This is a genomic window from Planctopirus sp. SH287, from assembly GCF_056500625.1.
The window spans coordinates 2516959-2532696 of sequence record NZ_CM151403.1 but is presented as its reverse complement, the minus strand read 5'-3'; the positions used below and the strand labels follow the sequence as shown (position 1 = coordinate 2532696).

Annotated in this window: 14 protein-coding genes; 5 read left to right on the top strand and 9 right to left on the bottom strand. The window is 52.1% G+C overall.

The genetic code is table 11. The features are described from left to right. Positions 1-99 precede the first annotated feature (99 nt). Positions 100-780, top strand: a complete 681-nt coding sequence (locus tag SH287x_RS09485) for a hypothetical protein (protein WP_479518468.1) — start codon at positions 100-102, stop codon at positions 778-780. 13 nt (positions 781-793) lie between these two features. On the opposite strand, the gene SH287x_RS09480 is transcribed toward SH287x_RS09485, so the two are convergent. From SH287x_RS09480 to SH287x_RS09445, 8 genes are all read right to left on the bottom strand, one after another. After that, complete coding sequence (locus SH287x_RS09480) at positions 794-940, bottom strand: hypothetical protein (RefSeq protein ID WP_479518467.1); 147 nt, start codon at positions 938-940, stop codon at positions 794-796. A gap of 414 nt (positions 941-1354) precedes the next feature. Then, a complete protein-coding gene (proB, locus tag SH287x_RS09475; protein ID WP_479518690.1) occupies positions 1355-2515 on the bottom strand; it encodes a glutamate 5-kinase in 1161 nt (386 codons plus the stop codon). A gap of 247 nt (positions 2516-2762) precedes the next feature. Next, positions 2763-3368 carry a CDP-diacylglycerol--glycerol-3-phosphate 3-phosphatidyltransferase gene (gene pgsA, locus SH287x_RS09470; protein ID WP_479518465.1) on the bottom strand — a complete coding sequence of 202 codons (606 nt, stop codon included), beginning with the start codon at positions 3366-3368 and terminating at the stop codon, positions 2763-2765. 200 nt (positions 3369-3568) lie between these two features. Continuing rightward, entirely contained in the window at positions 3569-4612 is a 1044-nt protein-coding gene (locus tag SH287x_RS09465) for a DUF1559 domain-containing protein (RefSeq protein WP_479518464.1), read from the bottom strand. Next, a complete protein-coding gene (locus SH287x_RS09460; RefSeq protein WP_479518463.1) occupies positions 4609-4950 on the bottom strand; it encodes a hypothetical protein in 342 nt (113 codons plus the stop codon). Before SH287x_RS09460 ends, SH287x_RS09465 begins: the two co-directional genes overlap by 4 nt. Before the next feature lie 435 nt (positions 4951-5385). Beyond that, complete coding sequence (locus SH287x_RS09455; RefSeq protein WP_479518462.1) at positions 5386-6027, bottom strand: TlpA family protein disulfide reductase; 642 nt, start codon at positions 6025-6027, stop codon at positions 5386-5388. A 419-nt stretch (positions 6028-6446) separates the two neighbouring features. Further along, positions 6447-7028, bottom strand: coding sequence for a hypothetical protein (locus tag SH287x_RS09450; RefSeq protein WP_479518461.1), 582 nt, complete (start codon positions 7026-7028; stop codon positions 6447-6449). Between the two features lie 60 nt (positions 7029-7088). Beyond that, on the bottom strand, positions 7089-8459 hold the full coding sequence (locus SH287x_RS09445; protein ID WP_479518460.1) for a class I mannose-6-phosphate isomerase: 1371 nt from the start codon (positions 8457-8459) through the stop codon (positions 7089-7091). A 390-nt stretch (positions 8460-8849) separates the two neighbouring features. On the opposite strand from SH287x_RS09445, the gene SH287x_RS09440 reads away from it, so the two are divergent. Next, on the top strand, positions 8850-10427 hold the full coding sequence (locus SH287x_RS09440) for an aldehyde dehydrogenase (NADP(+)) (protein WP_479518459.1): 1578 nt from the start codon (positions 8850-8852) through the stop codon (positions 10425-10427). A 309-nt stretch (positions 10428-10736) separates the two neighbouring features. Here SH287x_RS09440 and SH287x_RS09435 read toward each other — a convergent pair whose 3' ends face one another. Further along, positions 10737-11756 (bottom strand): sigma-54 interaction domain-containing protein, encoded by a 1020-nt coding sequence (locus SH287x_RS09435; protein WP_479518458.1) that lies wholly within the window; start codon positions 11754-11756, stop codon positions 10737-10739. Positions 11757-12302: 546 nt separating this feature from the next. Between SH287x_RS09435 and SH287x_RS09430 the strand changes: the two genes are divergently transcribed. The 3 genes from SH287x_RS09430 (at position 12303) to rbp (ending at position 15570) form a co-directional block, all read left to right on the top strand. Beyond that, positions 12303-13577 carry a valine--pyruvate transaminase gene (locus SH287x_RS09430; protein WP_479518457.1) on the top strand — a complete coding sequence of 425 codons (1275 nt, stop codon included), beginning with the start codon at positions 12303-12305 and terminating at the stop codon, positions 13575-13577. 213 nt (positions 13578-13790) lie between these two features. After that, on the top strand, positions 13791-14666 hold the full coding sequence (locus SH287x_RS09425) for a biotin--[acetyl-CoA-carboxylase] ligase (RefSeq protein ID WP_479518456.1): 876 nt from the start codon (positions 13791-13793) through the stop codon (positions 14664-14666). A gap of 427 nt (positions 14667-15093) precedes the next feature. After that, positions 15094-15570 (top strand): RNA-binding regulator, encoded by a 477-nt coding sequence (gene rbp / locus SH287x_RS09420; protein WP_479518455.1) that lies wholly within the window; start codon positions 15094-15096, stop codon positions 15568-15570. Positions 15571-15738: the final 168 nt, after the last annotated feature.

Here is a 15738-nt window from a genome sequence, read left to right as displayed (position 1 = left end):
CGCCAGCAGCTTCCGCCATTCAGAAAAAGTCAAATGGCAGGCTGAGCAAATTTGAGATAAGGTGGTTTTCTTACTCGGCACCTCACCAGGAACTTCGCGATGAACACGTTTCAATCCTCAGGCGGTACTGTCATTGAGCGTTATTTTGCAATGATCGCGTTGTTCTTGCTGTTTTTCAGCATGCCAGCCATGACCTGCTGGTCACAAGAAACGCCTGCGCCATCAACCAGCGATGCCACGAATCCCCCGGCAGTGACCGACGAAAAAACGCCGCCTGTCCCTAACGAGTCTGCCCCTAACGAAGAGACTCTCAAGCAAAAAGCCGGGACGTTGTTAGAGCAGGGCGAAACAAAAATTGATGAACTCAGCAAAACGGTTGATGCCAGCCCCGAAGCAAAACAAATGACTCAGGGTATCCTGAATCCCATCTATGAGCTGGCAGAACTCATTGCTCATCCGGCCCTGCACTGGGTGGCTTTTGCACTCATGATAACCGGAGTGGTAAGCTTTGGTCTGCAACTGGTGATTGGCAAACTCGTGGTACTAACACGGCTGCATATCAGCCTGACCGAGATTTTCAGCGATGCTCTTGGTCTGGCCATCAGCCTCATCGGGCTGGTTTTTACAACTCAGGCTGCCACTGAGAACTCAACATTCCCACATAGCCCGGCTGCTGTGCTTTCTGCCACCGGACTGGGCATCCTGCTGGGGATTCTGTTTTATCTTTGGGGACAGCGGCAGGAACTGCGCGCTGCTCATGCGGCTAAACTCGGGAAGTAAGTTTCAGCTCGAGTTATCTTTTTTTGAACCGCATCAGCCACCAGCCAATCGTGCCGACGATGGCCAATGTGATGCCATACTCCAGTGGTGTCAAATGTCGCCAACGGTCATGCGCGTACGATTGATAGAAGTAGAAGTGATCCCAAATCGTTTCCCACATGATTCAATGTCCTCAGGGGTTTGAACGCCCACTCTTCAAGGCTGCCAGCGATGTTCTGTTGACCTTACGGACACAAAAATCGATCAGTGCGATCCCAATGTACATTTGAGGAATTGAATGATTTCCTGCAATTGCTGTTGAGAACACCCGTTCTTGCGGCATGGACTTATTTTTCAACACCTGGCTGGTGGAACAAACGATTCCAGAGAACGATGTTTGTTTCCACCGCCAGAGGGTGTTGAAACCGATGCAAAACATGATCACCGCCTTCGCTGAAAAGCGAGCGATCGATGCAACCCTAGGTTACCTTCAACACTCGGCAATCAATTTCTGAAAAAATGATGCGACAATAGCGGCGTTAGCGGTAAATACCTCGCAATAGATCCATGAGTGTGATCGTTAGAACCGGAAGATTTAGACTTGAGGGCCAGAATTCCCTTGAGGAATCGCCGTCACGACCAGATTATCGCGGTGGATCACTTCATCGTAAGGGATTTCGCCGAGGATCTTGGCCATCTCCTCCCGCTTTTTCCCCGCAACAGCCCGAGCCGCATGGGCATCATAATTGACAAGGCCGCGGGCAAATTCTTCGCCATCAGCATCCAATAATGAGACAACTTCTCCTTTCTGGAAGTCTCCCACGACATCGACCACACCAATCGCCAGAAGCGACCGGCCGAGATGTTCGACAGCATTCCGTGCCCCGGCGTCCAGACGCAGTTGACCTTTGGGTAGCATTGTGAAGCCTATCCAGCGTTTCCAGGCGGGAACAGCCTGCTGTTCAGCCACGAAGAATGTCCCGAGATCCTCGCCAGCAATAATGGAGTCGATGACACCATCCTGCTTGCCGTGGGCAATCACCACATGTGTTCCGACGGCGGTGGCTGTACGTACCGATTCCAGTTTACTTCTCATTCCGCCAGTGCCTCGCGAGCTTTTGCTGGCTCCTACGAGAGACAGCAACTCTTCATCAAACCGAGGCACAATCGGAATTCGCTGGCTTTCACTCAACGAGGGGTCACCAGTGAGCAAGCCGTCCACCACGGAGAGCACGATCAGCAGATCCGCTGGAATCAGATTTGCGACCATGGCAGCCAGGCGGTCATTGTCTCCCAGCTTAATTTCCTGCGTACTGACGGTGTCATTTTCGTTGACGATCGGAATCGTCCGGTACTCTGCCAAGGTGAGCAGCGTGTTCCGAACATTCAGATATCGCGACCGGTTTTTGAAATCATTCGCTGTGAGCAGCAATTGAGCGGCATGAAAACCAAATCGCCGGAAATGCCGGTCATATGTTTCAATCAGGTGCGCCTGACCAGTGGCCGCTGCCGCCTGGAGATGTGGCAAATCCTTGGGGCGGGTTTTTAAGCCAAGAAGTCCCATCCCAGCGCCAATCGCCCCACTGGAAACCAACACAACCTTTCGGCCTGAAGCGACTAACCCGTGCAATTGATTGGCCAGTTTGGCGATCCGTTCGTCGTCCAATTGGTCATTTGCGTCCGACAGGACATTTGTTCCCACTTTGACAACGACAGTCCGAACGTTTTTCAACCAGGCCTGCCGCTGCGGGGAGATTGGCCGGGTGGCTGCAGTTTCGTTGGTGGTGTCTCTCGATCCCGCGACTGTCGAATTTTCCACGATGGCCTCAAATCCTGTCCCGCCAAGACTCATTCTGGATGGAGTGAATCCGTTCCTCCATCAATGCGATCTCAGGGAGTCTAATCGATGACGATGCCAGTGAGAATGTGGACTGTAAAAAGGCAGGAATTAGAGGCTGGCCAATCGCGAATTGTTGCCTGCTGAGAAGCAGGGCATTTTTGGTTCATTCGAGCGCTTCAGCTTTTTCTGCGATTGTGTTTTCTTCTGCCATCAAGATCGTGGCGGCTCGAACAATGTAAATCCAACCCGAATAGACTGTGACAACAACCATCCCCCACAGGAGAACATCTCGGGTGAACAGAAGGCCGCTGATGGCTCGAAGATGGTCGTCCATCAGCAACAAAGCGACTGTCGCAGCAGCACATTGCAGAAACATTTTGAACTTGCCCCAGCCACTGGCTGAGAAATCATGCCCTTTTTGCTCGAGAAATCCGCGCAGGCTGGTGACCAACATTTCTCTGGCCAGAACGGCGATCACCATCCAGGGGGTCACGCCCGACATTTCGCTCATTGGCAACAGGAAAATAAAGACTCCCCCCGTGATGAACTTATCGACAAACGGGTCAACGATCCGACCAAACGTTGTCACGATGTGGTATTTTCTCGCGATGTAACCATCCAGCACATCGGTTGCCACCGCCACAACAAACAGGACGGCTATGGCAATCCACCAGGAACTCATGCTCATCATGGCAAACACGACGAGCGCCAGAAAAAAACGGAGCACGGTAATCGTGTTGGGAACATTGAGTGTTTTTTCGCGAGGCATCTGAATCTTTGACCTCAACCGTGTATTTAATCCATATGCCGAAGATGTTAGATGATCCGTCCCTCAGATGCACCAGCATCACTCAGCATCAGTTCTTAATCTGCGGCATCTTAGCTGATTGATTGAGGCGATGCTGTTGAGCGGAGCCGTTCATGGCACCGTCAATCGGCGTGAGCCTTTTTCCGGTAGAGGAGGAGACATCAGAAGTCGTTGTCGCCAACCAGTTCTTGTCCCGATAATGTGGCCATCGCACGATAGACCCCCAGCGAGATATTTTCATTGAGAAACCGCACACTGCCATCTCCGAAGGCAAACTGCGATCCTTGAGGGTGGCGGCTGGAAAAACCGTTCTGCCCAGCCCAATCATCTGCAGCATAGGGCGAACCATCAGGTCTTCTGGCATTGATCGGCATGGCCGCACTGGCGGTGGCTTCGATTGTGTGCGCCCAGGAAAAGCCGATGCCATAACGATCAGGCCCGGCCAGTTCAGGACGGTATATACTTTCGCCAATAATCATCGTCGCACTTGTACCATCTGCAAATGATGACCATCTCACGGGCCTTAGCCAGGACATGGCGGGCATCGCGCCATCGCCGAATTCCCAGGGTTCGCAACTCGCACCATTAGCCGCAGGATTGGCCCAGTCACCCCAGCAGAAATTGGCCCCATGGACTCCCATATAATTGGTGGCTGCGACTGAGGTCTCTACACGGAAGTAATGTGATTGTTGAAGAATAACCGCTCGATCACGAGTGAGATCGGAAGGGCAGATAAAGGTGCTGATCGCAGTTTTAGAAACCTTACCCTGGTTAATTCTCGCTTCAGGAATGTTGCCGGTTGACCAGAGTGTTGATTGATCCAGCGATGGTAAAAGTGACGCCAGCCAGCTCCATGAACTGGAGTCTTCATAGGGGCCGTTCCAGAAATGACGGTAGCCGTAATCACCGAAACGATTGATTGGCAATGTTCCAAAGGTTGATTCATAGTTATGGACAGCGAGGGCCAATTGCCTGAGGTTGTTATTACATTCCATTCGCAAGGCCGCTTGTCGCGCATGTTGAACAGCGGGGAGCAAGAGAGAGATCAGCAACGTAATAATGGCGATGACAACCAGCAATTCGATCAACGTAAATGCAGCACGATAGATAGGGACTCTCTCCTGTAATCTCATCGAACCATCCATCTCTGGTTCTCGAGGAACATCAGTCCGAATGCCATCATTGCTGCTCTTGGCGAAGATCATGGAGAAAGCTCCAGGACATGCTCTTGATGGGCTGTTTCTGAAGAGACCTGAATGACCAGAGGTGTCATTTCGGGGTGAGAATAACGGGCAGCGACTGACGAAGGCCCCACCAGCGGGTGGGTGACTTCTTCCGAGAGTTCACTGGAAGAGGCCATAATCACCACCCGATAAGACCCGGCTGGCGCACCGGCTTGATACCTTGTAAAGACTTTGAACGTACCGTCCTTCTGAATAATCCCTGTCGGCTGTGGCCGCACGATCGCCAGATTAACGTTTGAATGGAACGCTTTCCTACCGGAGGTTCTGCTTTTTTGTGCCGAAGCTTTCTCAGTCAGCACGTTCAAATCTTCTGACCGCAGAGAGATTGAGCCCGAGTTGAGGGGTTTGCCATTGACAGTGACTCTTCCTGTTACGGGGAATAATTCAAGGTCAGCTTTTCCCTGGCATCCAGTCAGGACAAATGTCCCTAAAACTAATGCGAACTTAAACCACCTCAACGACAATAATGAGTCGATGAGTTTCCGATCTTGAAGAGGGTTCGTCCACTTTGTCAGTTTGTTGATTCCTGTTGCCATAGTCAGCCGTTCGATCATTAATCCCCATTTCCCACTCTGATATCGCTCGATACGGCTTTCAATCAATCGAGCAGGCTTTAACTTTCGTGAATCTGCTGAACTCATAAAGTGGGACTAATAGATAGGCTGGAAAGATCTTTCCCTGGATCACATGGGCATTCATGGTTGATTGGAAATCACCATGATCAGTAGTCAAGGCTATGGTTTTCGCAACAGCGATTCAACCAGCGGTCCGACATCGTTTTGATAGGTGAATTTGACGTCTTCGTCTTCATCTTCCTGAGGTTGACCGTTGGAAACTGGGACTGAAGTGGGAATATACTGTCCATCAAAACGTTTGATCAGCTTCCCTTTCTGGTCGAATACATAAACGGCGGGGATCGAATCGAGTCTCAGTTTTTCAAACAGTTCATCCGCTGGCTGGTGACATAAAAGATTTAAAATGTTGGACTTCTGAGATTGCAGGAACTCTTCGACACGCGGTCTGTAGTAGTCCACAGGTTTTGTCTTGGCGCCAATATAATCACAGTTGAAGGAGATGCAGACAATTTCCTTTTTCCAACGGTCTTGAAGTGCCAGCAATCCTGGAAATTCTTTCAGGCAGGGATCACAGGAAGTTGACCAAAGATCGATCACGACCACTTTCCCCTGGTGATCGGGGAGTGAGGCCATCAATTTGTCCCAATTACTGCCAACAAGCTCGGACTTGATGACGGATGGTGCCTTTTCCTTTCCTGACGGTTTGTGATCAGCCCTCTTTTCCTGCGCCGATGTTACTGTACAAGTCACACCGACCAGCAACATCGCGATTTTAAGAAAGGCCACTGATTGACCTTCCATAAGGCTCTCCCAAAGCAAGATTCGGATCCCGATGATTCTGTAAGGCATCGCTCCCTCCGGGGGAAAAATGAATCGGCAGACTTATCCCCAGTTTATCGTAGAACCCGCTGACAGCCAGAAAGGATTTGTCTGAATTGCAAACTTATCGCTCTGAATACTGAATAAGATGTGGCGTGTTGGAATTGGCCATCAAAGTTCCCCAGTCAAGGTGGTTACCGTTAAACAGAGGAAAGCTCCCTCATCCGCAAGCGGGGGTGGCCGTGGGTTGGGTGAAGGGAGTGCGTTGCCTGAGAACCTGAGATTCATCGGCCCTCTTCCCGGCTCTCTCCCGCAGGCGGAAGAGGGAGTTCAAATCCTTTACACCGGCCATTTTCCGCGAAGAGTTTCTTCGCAGAAGACATGACCGATGTGTCGGGTGATTACGCCCGAGGTGTTCCCAGGCATTTTAACGGGAGGAGCAACATACCACCGCGGAAGAAGAGGGTTTCATCGACGTATCCCTCAAACTCAATTCGTGCTGACGTCGGGACGTCCAGGCTGACAGCACGCGTGAGGACATACATTCGTTTTCCCGTGATCTGACTCCGGTGGAATTCCAGGTCGTAGATCCCCCCGATGCCAAAATTGATGTCTCTCGCGTTAAAAGCGTGCCGCTTCACATAATAGGCAGCCGCCTGGGCAGCCACTTCAATCCATCGAGGCCCTGCCTGAACGATGCCTGTTCCATTGGAGATGAATGGGTTTCCCTCCAACTGCTTGAACCCCAGAACTTCATGCCGGCTATCGTTCAGGGAAAGGATGCCATCAAGTTGGTGCATCTCAAAACGCTGAGGATTGACGTGATGAATCTCAGCAGGGCCCAGAAGAATGGGAAGCTCGTGCCAGCAACGAGGGTCAGGAAGCCCGGTCACATTCATTGCGGCGGGAGGGATTGTGACCGCACGATGATCTTCTGCCGTTTTTTCAATGGGCGTTGAATGTCCACTGACCGTTTGAATCATCACAATCGTCCTGACTACCCGGTAATTCAGTTTTCCAGATTCGTACGGAGCCAAAAACTGCTAAACCATCGAGTTTTGAGCCTCCGTCGTTGTGAGCAATATTGATGCCGTATCATGATGCGATCGGACAGTTATTTCCAGTAATGTGGCTGGAATCAGACGTAAATCTTGAGATTGCAAGGTCTCTTGCCCATCAGCCCAACTGAGTTGGACAGTGCCCTCCAGCACAATCAGGGCTGTCATTTCTTCAATTTTGATGGTCAGACCATTGGTAGACAGGGAACAATATTCAATTTGAAATGGGTCGTCGGGATGCGTCAACGACTGACTGATGATCGACCCTGCCGTCGGCTGGGCGGCCTGATGAATCGGCGAGCCAACAGTCAGATTGAGCAGTCGAGGTAAGGACTTCCCTGAAAGAATCGCTTCTCCGGCAGCAATGGGGTGAAGTTCACGCATTGATCCAGCGAAATCAGCCCGCTGCAGATCATCAATCCGATAGGTCACATCAACGGGAGTCTGAACTTCCAGCAAAGTGACCCCACGAATGGCATGGACGATTCCTGGCGGGAGCACCATCCACTGCCCTGATTTGACGGGGATTCGTTGAATTAATCCCGATTGCTCAAGCTGCGGCGCCATCAATCCATTGGCGACGGCATTGGCCAGTGGCTCGCGCTGCGATTCCTGTATCGGGCCGACTAGCATTTCTGCATCGGGAGTCGCATCAAGAACCAGCCAGCACTCGAATTTTCCCCCAGGAGCCAAAAACGGGGAGTCGTTTGATTGCTGAGGTGATTTGAATGAATTTTCCGTGGGATGAACCTGGCCCGTGGGATGAACTTGAAGAGAGACCCAATCCCGGCAATCCAGATACTTAATCAACCAGGGGAATTCAACGACACCCGCTTGACGATGAGATATTGTCTCCCACGCATTTCCGGCCAATTGCGGAGCAAGATCCTTCCAAATGTCGTGTAAAGTTTGGTGAGCATCATCAACAGAATTTTTAACATGCGATGAACGGTCGTCTATGCCAGAAAGTTCCCACGACTCCCCAATCAGAGTCTTGGGTTTCTGGGGAAAATCGCCAGCTTGTACTGAACAGAGCGAATTAAGATCGGCACGATGACAGAGATGAGTTCCTCCCCAGATTTTGGGGATCAAACGTGGCACAAATGCCAACGGTTGCCTTGGGGCCATCGCCTCGGCGGTCAGGGATGATTTCGTTTCGCTCACGTTCCCTGTTCCGAACAGATCCATGACGTTCACTGGAAAAGACCTTTCCTTCACATCCATCATATCGGCAAACAGGATCGATCGACCGTTGCAGATGAGCATACTGAAAACGACGTCGTGATGAGATGAAGCGAACACCAATCTCCTATGAAAGAATGGTGTACATTTTAAGAATACGACAGAAGCCAGCACAAAAACCTCTGAAATCTGGTGAGATCCACAATTTCACAACGTTCAAAAGTGTCTGCTGATTTGCTCCAGGTGATGGCTTTGCTATGACCGTCACAGCTCATATTGGTTTTCGTGAATTTGTTACAAACCGCGCCACGTGGTGTACAGGAAACGATTGTGCCCATTGGGTAAAGAATTGGACGTTGAGCATATTTGAAGCCCAGCTTTAACCAAACATCTGTTGAAAATCTGCAAAGCCACTTTGAGGCCGATTGTCGGCAGGTGATTTGCCGAAAGTTTGTCAGGCAGGGAATTTTCTCATGTGTGGTGCGGCCAGCGGTAGTCGTTCGCTATGCTTAATGTCGCGAGACGCTCTCAATTTCGCATGACTTGCCCCTGGAAGGACTACGCATGCCTCACGCCAAAGTGCTGATTGACGGACATTGGATCTCGAGCGAAGGCGCTGCCAGTTTCACCGCGATTCAACCAAAGACGGGAGAATCGCTGGAACTGAAGTTTCCTGTCAGCCCCTGGTTCGAAGTCGAAAAGGCACTTCATGCGGCTGACCGGGCCTATCAGGAATGCCGCAACTGGCCGGGAGAACGTTTTGCCGCATTTCTTGATCGTTATGCCGAACGCATTGAAGCCCGAGCAGAAGAGTTGATTGCCACCGCGCATTCCGAAACAGGTTTACCTGTAAAACCGAGGTTGGCTGACGGAGAATTGCCCCGGACAGTGAACCAGTTGCGTCAAGCGGCTCATTGGGCACGCGAAGGCTCCTGGATACGAGCCACGATCGATTCAAAAGCCAATATCCGCTCGATGCTGGCCCCGCTCGGGCCAGTGGCGGTCTTTGGCCCCAACAATTTTCCCTTTGCTTTCAATAGTATTGCGGGGGGGGATTTTGCTGCTGCTGTAGCCGCCGGTAACCCGGTCATTGCGAAAGCCCACTCGTCGCACCCGCGTACCACGATGCTTTTCGCGGAAGAAGCACTGGCGGCTGCTGATGAAATTCACCTGCCAAGCGGTTTTTTGCAGTTGATCTACCGGACTTCGCATGAGGACGGCGCCAAGTTAGTCAGTCATCCGCTTTTGGGAGCCGTTGGCTACACGGGCGGTCGCCATGCGGGACTTTATCTGAAGGAAGCCGCTGATCGTGTCGGGAAGCCCATTTATCTTGAGCTTTCGAGCGTTAACCCGGTGGTCATTCTTCAGGGGGCGTTAAACGAACGCGGCGATGCTTTGGGTGCTGAGTATGCCAGCAGTTGTTTGATGGGAGCCGGTCAGTTCTGCACCAATCCCGGCGTGGTATTTTTGGTGGCCAGCACTGAGGCTGAGAAATTTATTGATCAGGTCAAAACCGCGTTTGTCTCGATTCCTCTACAGACAATGCTGGGGCCATCAGTTCAAAACAGCTTTCTGACAGGAGTGAATACGCTGGTTTCACACGGCGCAACAATCCTTTGCGGCGGTCAGGCAGGGGAAGCTCCTCATACGTGTGAAAACACATTGCTTCGCGTGAGTGGGCAGCAGTTTATTGCCAATGCGGAAGGCTTTCAGGCAGAAATCTTCGGTAACGGAGCACTCATTGTTGTGTGTGAAGATCTTGTGACGCTGGAACTGTGTCTCAAGCATCTGGAAGGCAATCTGACAGGCTCCGTCTATTCTTCGACCACAGGGGAAGACGATGCGGCCTATGCCCACGTGGCAAACATCTTGCGTCAAAAGGTTGGTCGCCTCCTGAATGACAAAATGCCGACGGGCGTTGCTGTCTCTCCAGCGATGAATCATGGTGGGCCATTCCCCTCCACAGGTCATCCGGGCTTTACAGCTGTCGGGTTGCCGGCGGCAATCACTCGATTTGCTGCTTTGCACTGCTATGACAACATCAGGCCTGCCCGTCTGCCTTCAGCGCTTGCCAATGATAACCCGTTGAATCTCTGGCGTTTGCAAGATGGAGAATGGACGCGAAATCCTGTTTCGGCGTGATGACTTTTCGTGAGAACTGGTGCTGTGAACTAAGTGTCTGCCCGGAAAGTCTCAAATCCTTCTCACTGAGTGAGAAGGTGGCCGCTGGCTGGATGATGAGGGAGCACGTGGTTTCCGATAAGGCGTTGCCTATTGCGACGAGTAACACGGATGGTAAAACGGCCCTCTCCCGTCAACGGGAGAGGGAGTCTTTCCGGATAGCCTCTGAGTGCTTCAGAGCTGATTTGACGGGTTAAGTTGGAGGTTGTGAGCAGCTCAGCGAGCCTGGGGGCAAGTTCAGGAACCTGTCAAAACGGAGTGGTTGCACCACTATCTGGCTTCTGACTCCAGATTGTAGTCGGTGATTTTCTTGTGCAGTGTATTGCGGTTAATCCCCAATCGGGTGGCTGCTTTTGTCTGCACTCCCTGGCAGGTTCGCAGCACTTGAAGGATCAACTCTTTTTCCACCAGCGTGACAACCCGATCGTAAGCATTGGTGGCGTCTTCCCCGACATCCAGTAAACCCAGTGTGACCAGTTCACTACACATGGTTTCCAGGTTATTGGAACGAGAGCGATTCAGTCGGATGGGAGCCATTCCACGGACATGCGGCGGGAACAGATCCAGCGTCAAAACGTCACTGGAAGAAAGCACAATCGCACGTTCGACATAATTCTGCAGTTCACGAACATTCCCTGGCCAGGCATATGACCGAAGCGCGACGATCACATCATCCGAAAGCTTCGGAATCGGTCGGTTGTTGGCGATTGCATACCGTTTCGCAAAGTGAACGATCAGATCCGATAAGTCATCGGGACGGTCGCGTAATGGCGGCAAATAGATCGGAACAACATTCAATCGATAATAAAGGTCTTCACGAAAACGGCCGGCGTCGATCTCGTCCTGGAGATCCCGGTTCGTTGCAGCGACGATCCGGCAGTCGACGCGGATGGTTTTTGTATCTCCGACACGTTCAAACTCTTGTTCCTGTAGCACGCGCAGCAATTTGACTTGCAGCGTGTAACTCATGGAATTGATTTCATCGAGAAAAATGGTTCCGCCGTGAGCTGCTTCAAACCGGCCCGTCCTGTTTTCAAAGGCACTGGTGAAGGCGCCTTTCACATGCCCGAAAAGTTCACTTTCCAGCAAGCTCTCGCTTAATGCCCCGCAATTCACGCGAATAAAAGGGCCTGTTGCGCGGGGACTCATCTCATGGACGGCTTTTGCAACCAGTTCTTTTCCTGTGCCGGTTTCGCCCAGGAGCAGGACGGTTGCCGAAGTGCTGGCGACCTGCCGCACCAGACGATGAACATCCAACATGGACTGGCTGTTGCCAATCATGGTGTCCATTACTGAAGTACCAATTCTTGAACCGCTTGCCATTACTGTTTAACTCACGTCAATGCCGCTGGATGAGAGGGACGCCCATTGAATAGGAGTGATGTGCCTTCATAATAGGCGTTGTTCATGAAAAACGCCAACGGAATTCAACTTCTTAACAGATTTCATCGGGGTTTTCTGTCGGATATCTTGGCGTGAGCCGAATTTGCGTGCGTTAGTGCTTGAAAAGAGTGCGTTTTGGCTGGTTTGTTTTTCATCAGAAACAAAGTCACATTGTTTCAAGGTCTTCTTTGCCTTCTTTTTGCGTCAACTCTCTCAATCGAATCGCCTTTTTTACCGAAGGTTCCCTGCTGGGGGCTGTCGGAAAGGGCGGGGGGTGTAGACATTTCCTCTGATCGAGTGCACGATATCGCATCCATGTTGTATTGACGGAATACCAAAAAAGTAAAACGGGATGGAGTCGCCTTTGATGGCCAAATCAGGTGCTTTTTAAACCAGGCTGGACTTGCGAATCTCAACTTGAAATGGTGCGTAGAAAATAAGGAATCATTCTGCATGAACATTGAATTGACCCAGGTGGGAGCCAAGCTCTCTGGAACGTCAGGGATTTTAAGCCTGATGGATGACTTGGGTCGGGCGCTGGCATCAGACCCCGATATGCTGATGCTTGGTGGAGGCAATCCTGCGATTATTCCCGAAATGTCGAAGCTCTGGCGGGAACGAGTCGAAGCCCTGCTGACTTCAGGAGCGATCGACAAGGTTCTGGGCCAATATGACCCTCCTCAAGGGAATCTCCAGATCCTTGAAAGTCTGGCTGAATTACTTCGCACGCGATACGGCTGGAAGGTTGGTGTCGAGAACATTGCCGTCACCAGCGGTGGACAGACTGCATTTTTCTATCTTTTCAACTTGCTGGCAGGTGAGATGCCAGACGGAGAGCAGCGAAAGATTTTGCTGCCTCTGACGCCGGAATATATTGGATACGCCCCTCAAGGTTTCACTGAAGATCATTTTGTTGCCTGTCGACCGCTGATCGCGACTCCCGATGCGGCTCACCCCCATTTTTTCAAATATCATGTTGATTTTGAGGCCGTTGCACAGGCTTTTCTGAACCATCGAATTGGAGCGATGGTCATCTCCCGGCCAACAAATCCATCCGGGAATTTCCTCTCCGACGAAGAAACAGCGAAGCTTGCCGTGATGGCGAAAGCTCATGGCGTGCCACTGATTATCGACAACGCCTATGGTGCCCCTTTTCCGGGAGTCATTTTCCAGGAGACGACCCCGGCCTGGAATGATTCGATCATCATGACGTTCAGTCTGTCGAAGCTTGGTTTGCCAGGGACAAGAACAGCATTCGTTGTGGCAACGCCAGACATCATCAAGGCCATTACGTCATTGTCTGCAGTCACTGGTCTTTCCCATGGCACGGTGGGGCAACAGATGGTCGCAGAACTGATCACCACAGGGGAAATTGTTGAGATTGGGCCACGTGTTCTGAGGCCGTTCTACGAGGCCCGCAGCCACTTTGCTGTCCAGACCTTGCTCGAAAATCTTCGCAAGTATGGTGTCAATGGGCGCATTCACGTCAGTGAAGGGGCGTTCTTCCTGTGGCTTTGGTTGCCAGATTTGCGAATCACTTCCACCGAACTGTATCAGCGACTCAAGCAGCGAAAAGTCCTTGTGGTTCCTGGTGAACCGTTTTTCTTCGGGCTGGATGAGCCATGGGAGCACACCCATCAATGCCTGCGGTTGAATTTTGCTCAACCACCAGAAACCATGGAAAAGGCACTGGATCTTCTGGTTCGTGAGGTTTCATTGATCGACTGAGGGTGCTTTATCGGCCCTCACCCCGGCCCTCACGCCAGCAGGAGAAGGTGTTCAAATCCTTCTCCTTGAGAGAGAAGGTGGCCAAAGGCGTGATGAGGGGATCGCGTGGCTTGCGATGAGGGGGCTCATGCTCTCGTCGTGTTACGATCAAGTGAGATACAATTCAAGCAGTGGCTTTTCATCGGGCAATAATAGAATCAGAGGCTGGCCAGCGTGGACTTCCTTAGCGAAGCGCCCAAGTGGCGACAAAATCTTCTTGCACAGACATCCCTCAAAGATGCCGAGATCTGGGAGTCATTACCGTCGACAAACACCCGCGCGATTGAATTAGCCAGTGATGCCGCCCAGGCGGTTCCCGCCCTTGTGTGGGCTATTCATCAGTCGGCAGGAAGAGGGCGGGCCGGTAAGTCGTGGCTCAGCAGCAGCGGATCGTTGACGCTCTCATTGATTTTAGAGATCCCCCTGAGTCGCCTGCCGCGTCAAGAGTGGCCACTTCTCGGATTGGCAAGCGGAATGGCTGTTTGCGACGCGATTCGCTCATTTTGCCCATCGGGACGGGTGGGGGTCAAATGGCCGAATGATGTCTATGCCGAGGGGAAGAAGATTGCCGGGATTCTTGTTGAAACGCCTTCGGAATCAGGGAGAGGAAAGTCGCCTCCGTATTCTGAAGAGGGCAGCATGTCAGACTCAGTCCCGACCAGTCGCGTGGTGGTGGGCATCGGAGTGAATGCGAATAACCAGCTTCAGTCAGGAGCAGAAAACTTTGACCGCCCCGCGATTACCATGCAGGATTTGTTTCCTTACGAAGCCGTTCCTTTAGTGGATCTTACACGGGAAATCGTTGTGCGTGTCCTTTCGGGGTTATCGCATTATCCGCTGGATGAGCACATTTTCAGCCGCTGGGCGGAATACTGTCTTCTTACTGGTTGCGAGGTTGAATGGAGCGGTGCTGATCTTCAGGAACAGCGTTCAATCATCCGTGGGAACTGCCTGGGAATCACTCCGGATGGCGAGTTGCAAATTCGCCAGGTTGACCGGAGTGTGTTTGCAACCAGCCGCGGATCCGTACGCCTGTTGGCGGATCAGTAGAAACGGGCAAACCTTCCGTCGCCCAGCCACTCTTGCGAGTACACCAAAATTTCGCTGAAAGGGCTTTAATCTTTCGGCAGAACGTGCGATAAAACTGAGCGGTGGTCAAGGGTACGGTCTCTGACCACGGGAAGACAACGAGAAGTATCGGCAATCCACAATCAGGCGAATTCGATCAGCAGATCTTGCTTGAGAGATCGTCGTGGCGAGTCGGCAGATTTCGGGACGCGTTTCGGTGCAAGGCCATCAGTTTTTTCTCGGTCAGGTCGAGCGAAGGCAGATTCCAAGCGGGCGAGTCGGCGGTCTGGTTTGCAGTCAGTCGGAATCTTCCACATTTCGCCGTAATTTCGCGGCGGGATCAACGACCTATCAGTAGAAATTTCGAGCATCTGTTCGGGAACCCCCCAGGGGTTCGCAAAGGAAGACTATGGCCAAGAATTTGTATGTTGGAAACCTGCCTTACAACACGACTGCAGATGACCTGCGGGAAGCCTTCTCAGAGCACGGCACCGTGACGCGTGCTCAGGTGGTCTCTGATCGTGAAACCGGTCGCTCGCGAGGATTCGGTTTTGTAGAAATGAGTGATGGTGCCGAGCGCGCTGTCGAAGCCATGAATGGTGCCACATTCCAGGGCCGGACTCTGACCGTGAACGAAGCTCGCCCACGTGAAGAACGCGGCGGCGGCGGTGGTGGGTACGGCGGTGGTGGTGGATATGGCGGCGGTGGTGGATATGGCGGCGGTGGCGGAGGCGGTGGATACGGCGGCGGCGGAGGCGGTGGTGGTTATGGCGGCGGCGGTGGAGGTGGCCGTAGCGGTGGTGGTGGTGGCCGCAGTGGCGGCGGCGGTGGATATGGTGGCGGCAGTAGCGGCGGCGGATACGGTGGTGGCGGCGGTCGTTACTAATCCCCTGGAATCGAGGCATGGACTGTCTTCATTCATGCTGATGCAATTTGTGTTTGAGCCATTAAAGCTGCGGCATTGCCAGATGTCGTGATGCCTGATTCTGATTCGCCCCCTCGACTGACTTGACCAGTTGAGGGGGCTTTTTTGCGTTGCGACTTTGTGCGAACA

Coding starts and splice junctions, on each gene's coding strand:
- SH287x_RS09485 (WP_479518468.1), top strand. CDS start 100: ATGAACACGTTTCAATCCTCAGGCGGTACTGTCATTGAGCGTTATTTT.
- SH287x_RS09480 (WP_479518467.1), bottom strand. CDS start 940: ATGTGGGAAACGATTTGGGATCACTTCTACTTCTATCAATCGTACGCG.
- pgsA (WP_479518465.1), bottom strand. CDS start 3,368: ATGCCTCGCGAAAAAACACTCAATGTTCCCAACACGATTACCGTGCTC.
- SH287x_RS09465 (WP_479518464.1), bottom strand. CDS start 4,612: ATGATCTTCGCCAAGAGCAGCAATGATGGCATTCGGACTGATGTTCCT.
- SH287x_RS09455 (WP_479518462.1), bottom strand. CDS start 6,027: ATGGAAGGTCAATCAGTGGCCTTTCTTAAAATCGCGATGTTGCTGGTC.
- SH287x_RS09450 (WP_479518461.1), bottom strand. CDS start 7,028: ATGATTCAAACGGTCAGTGGACATTCAACGCCCATTGAAAAAACGGCA.
- SH287x_RS09440 (WP_479518459.1), top strand. CDS start 8,850: ATGCCTCACGCCAAAGTGCTGATTGACGGACATTGGATCTCGAGCGAA.
- SH287x_RS09435 (WP_479518458.1), bottom strand. CDS start 11,756: ATGGACACCATGATTGGCAACAGCCAGTCCATGTTGGATGTTCATCGT.
- SH287x_RS09430 (WP_479518457.1), top strand. CDS start 12,303: ATGAACATTGAATTGACCCAGGTGGGAGCCAAGCTCTCTGGAACGTCA.
- rbp (WP_479518455.1), top strand. CDS start 15,094: ATGGCCAAGAATTTGTATGTTGGAAACCTGCCTTACAACACGACTGCA.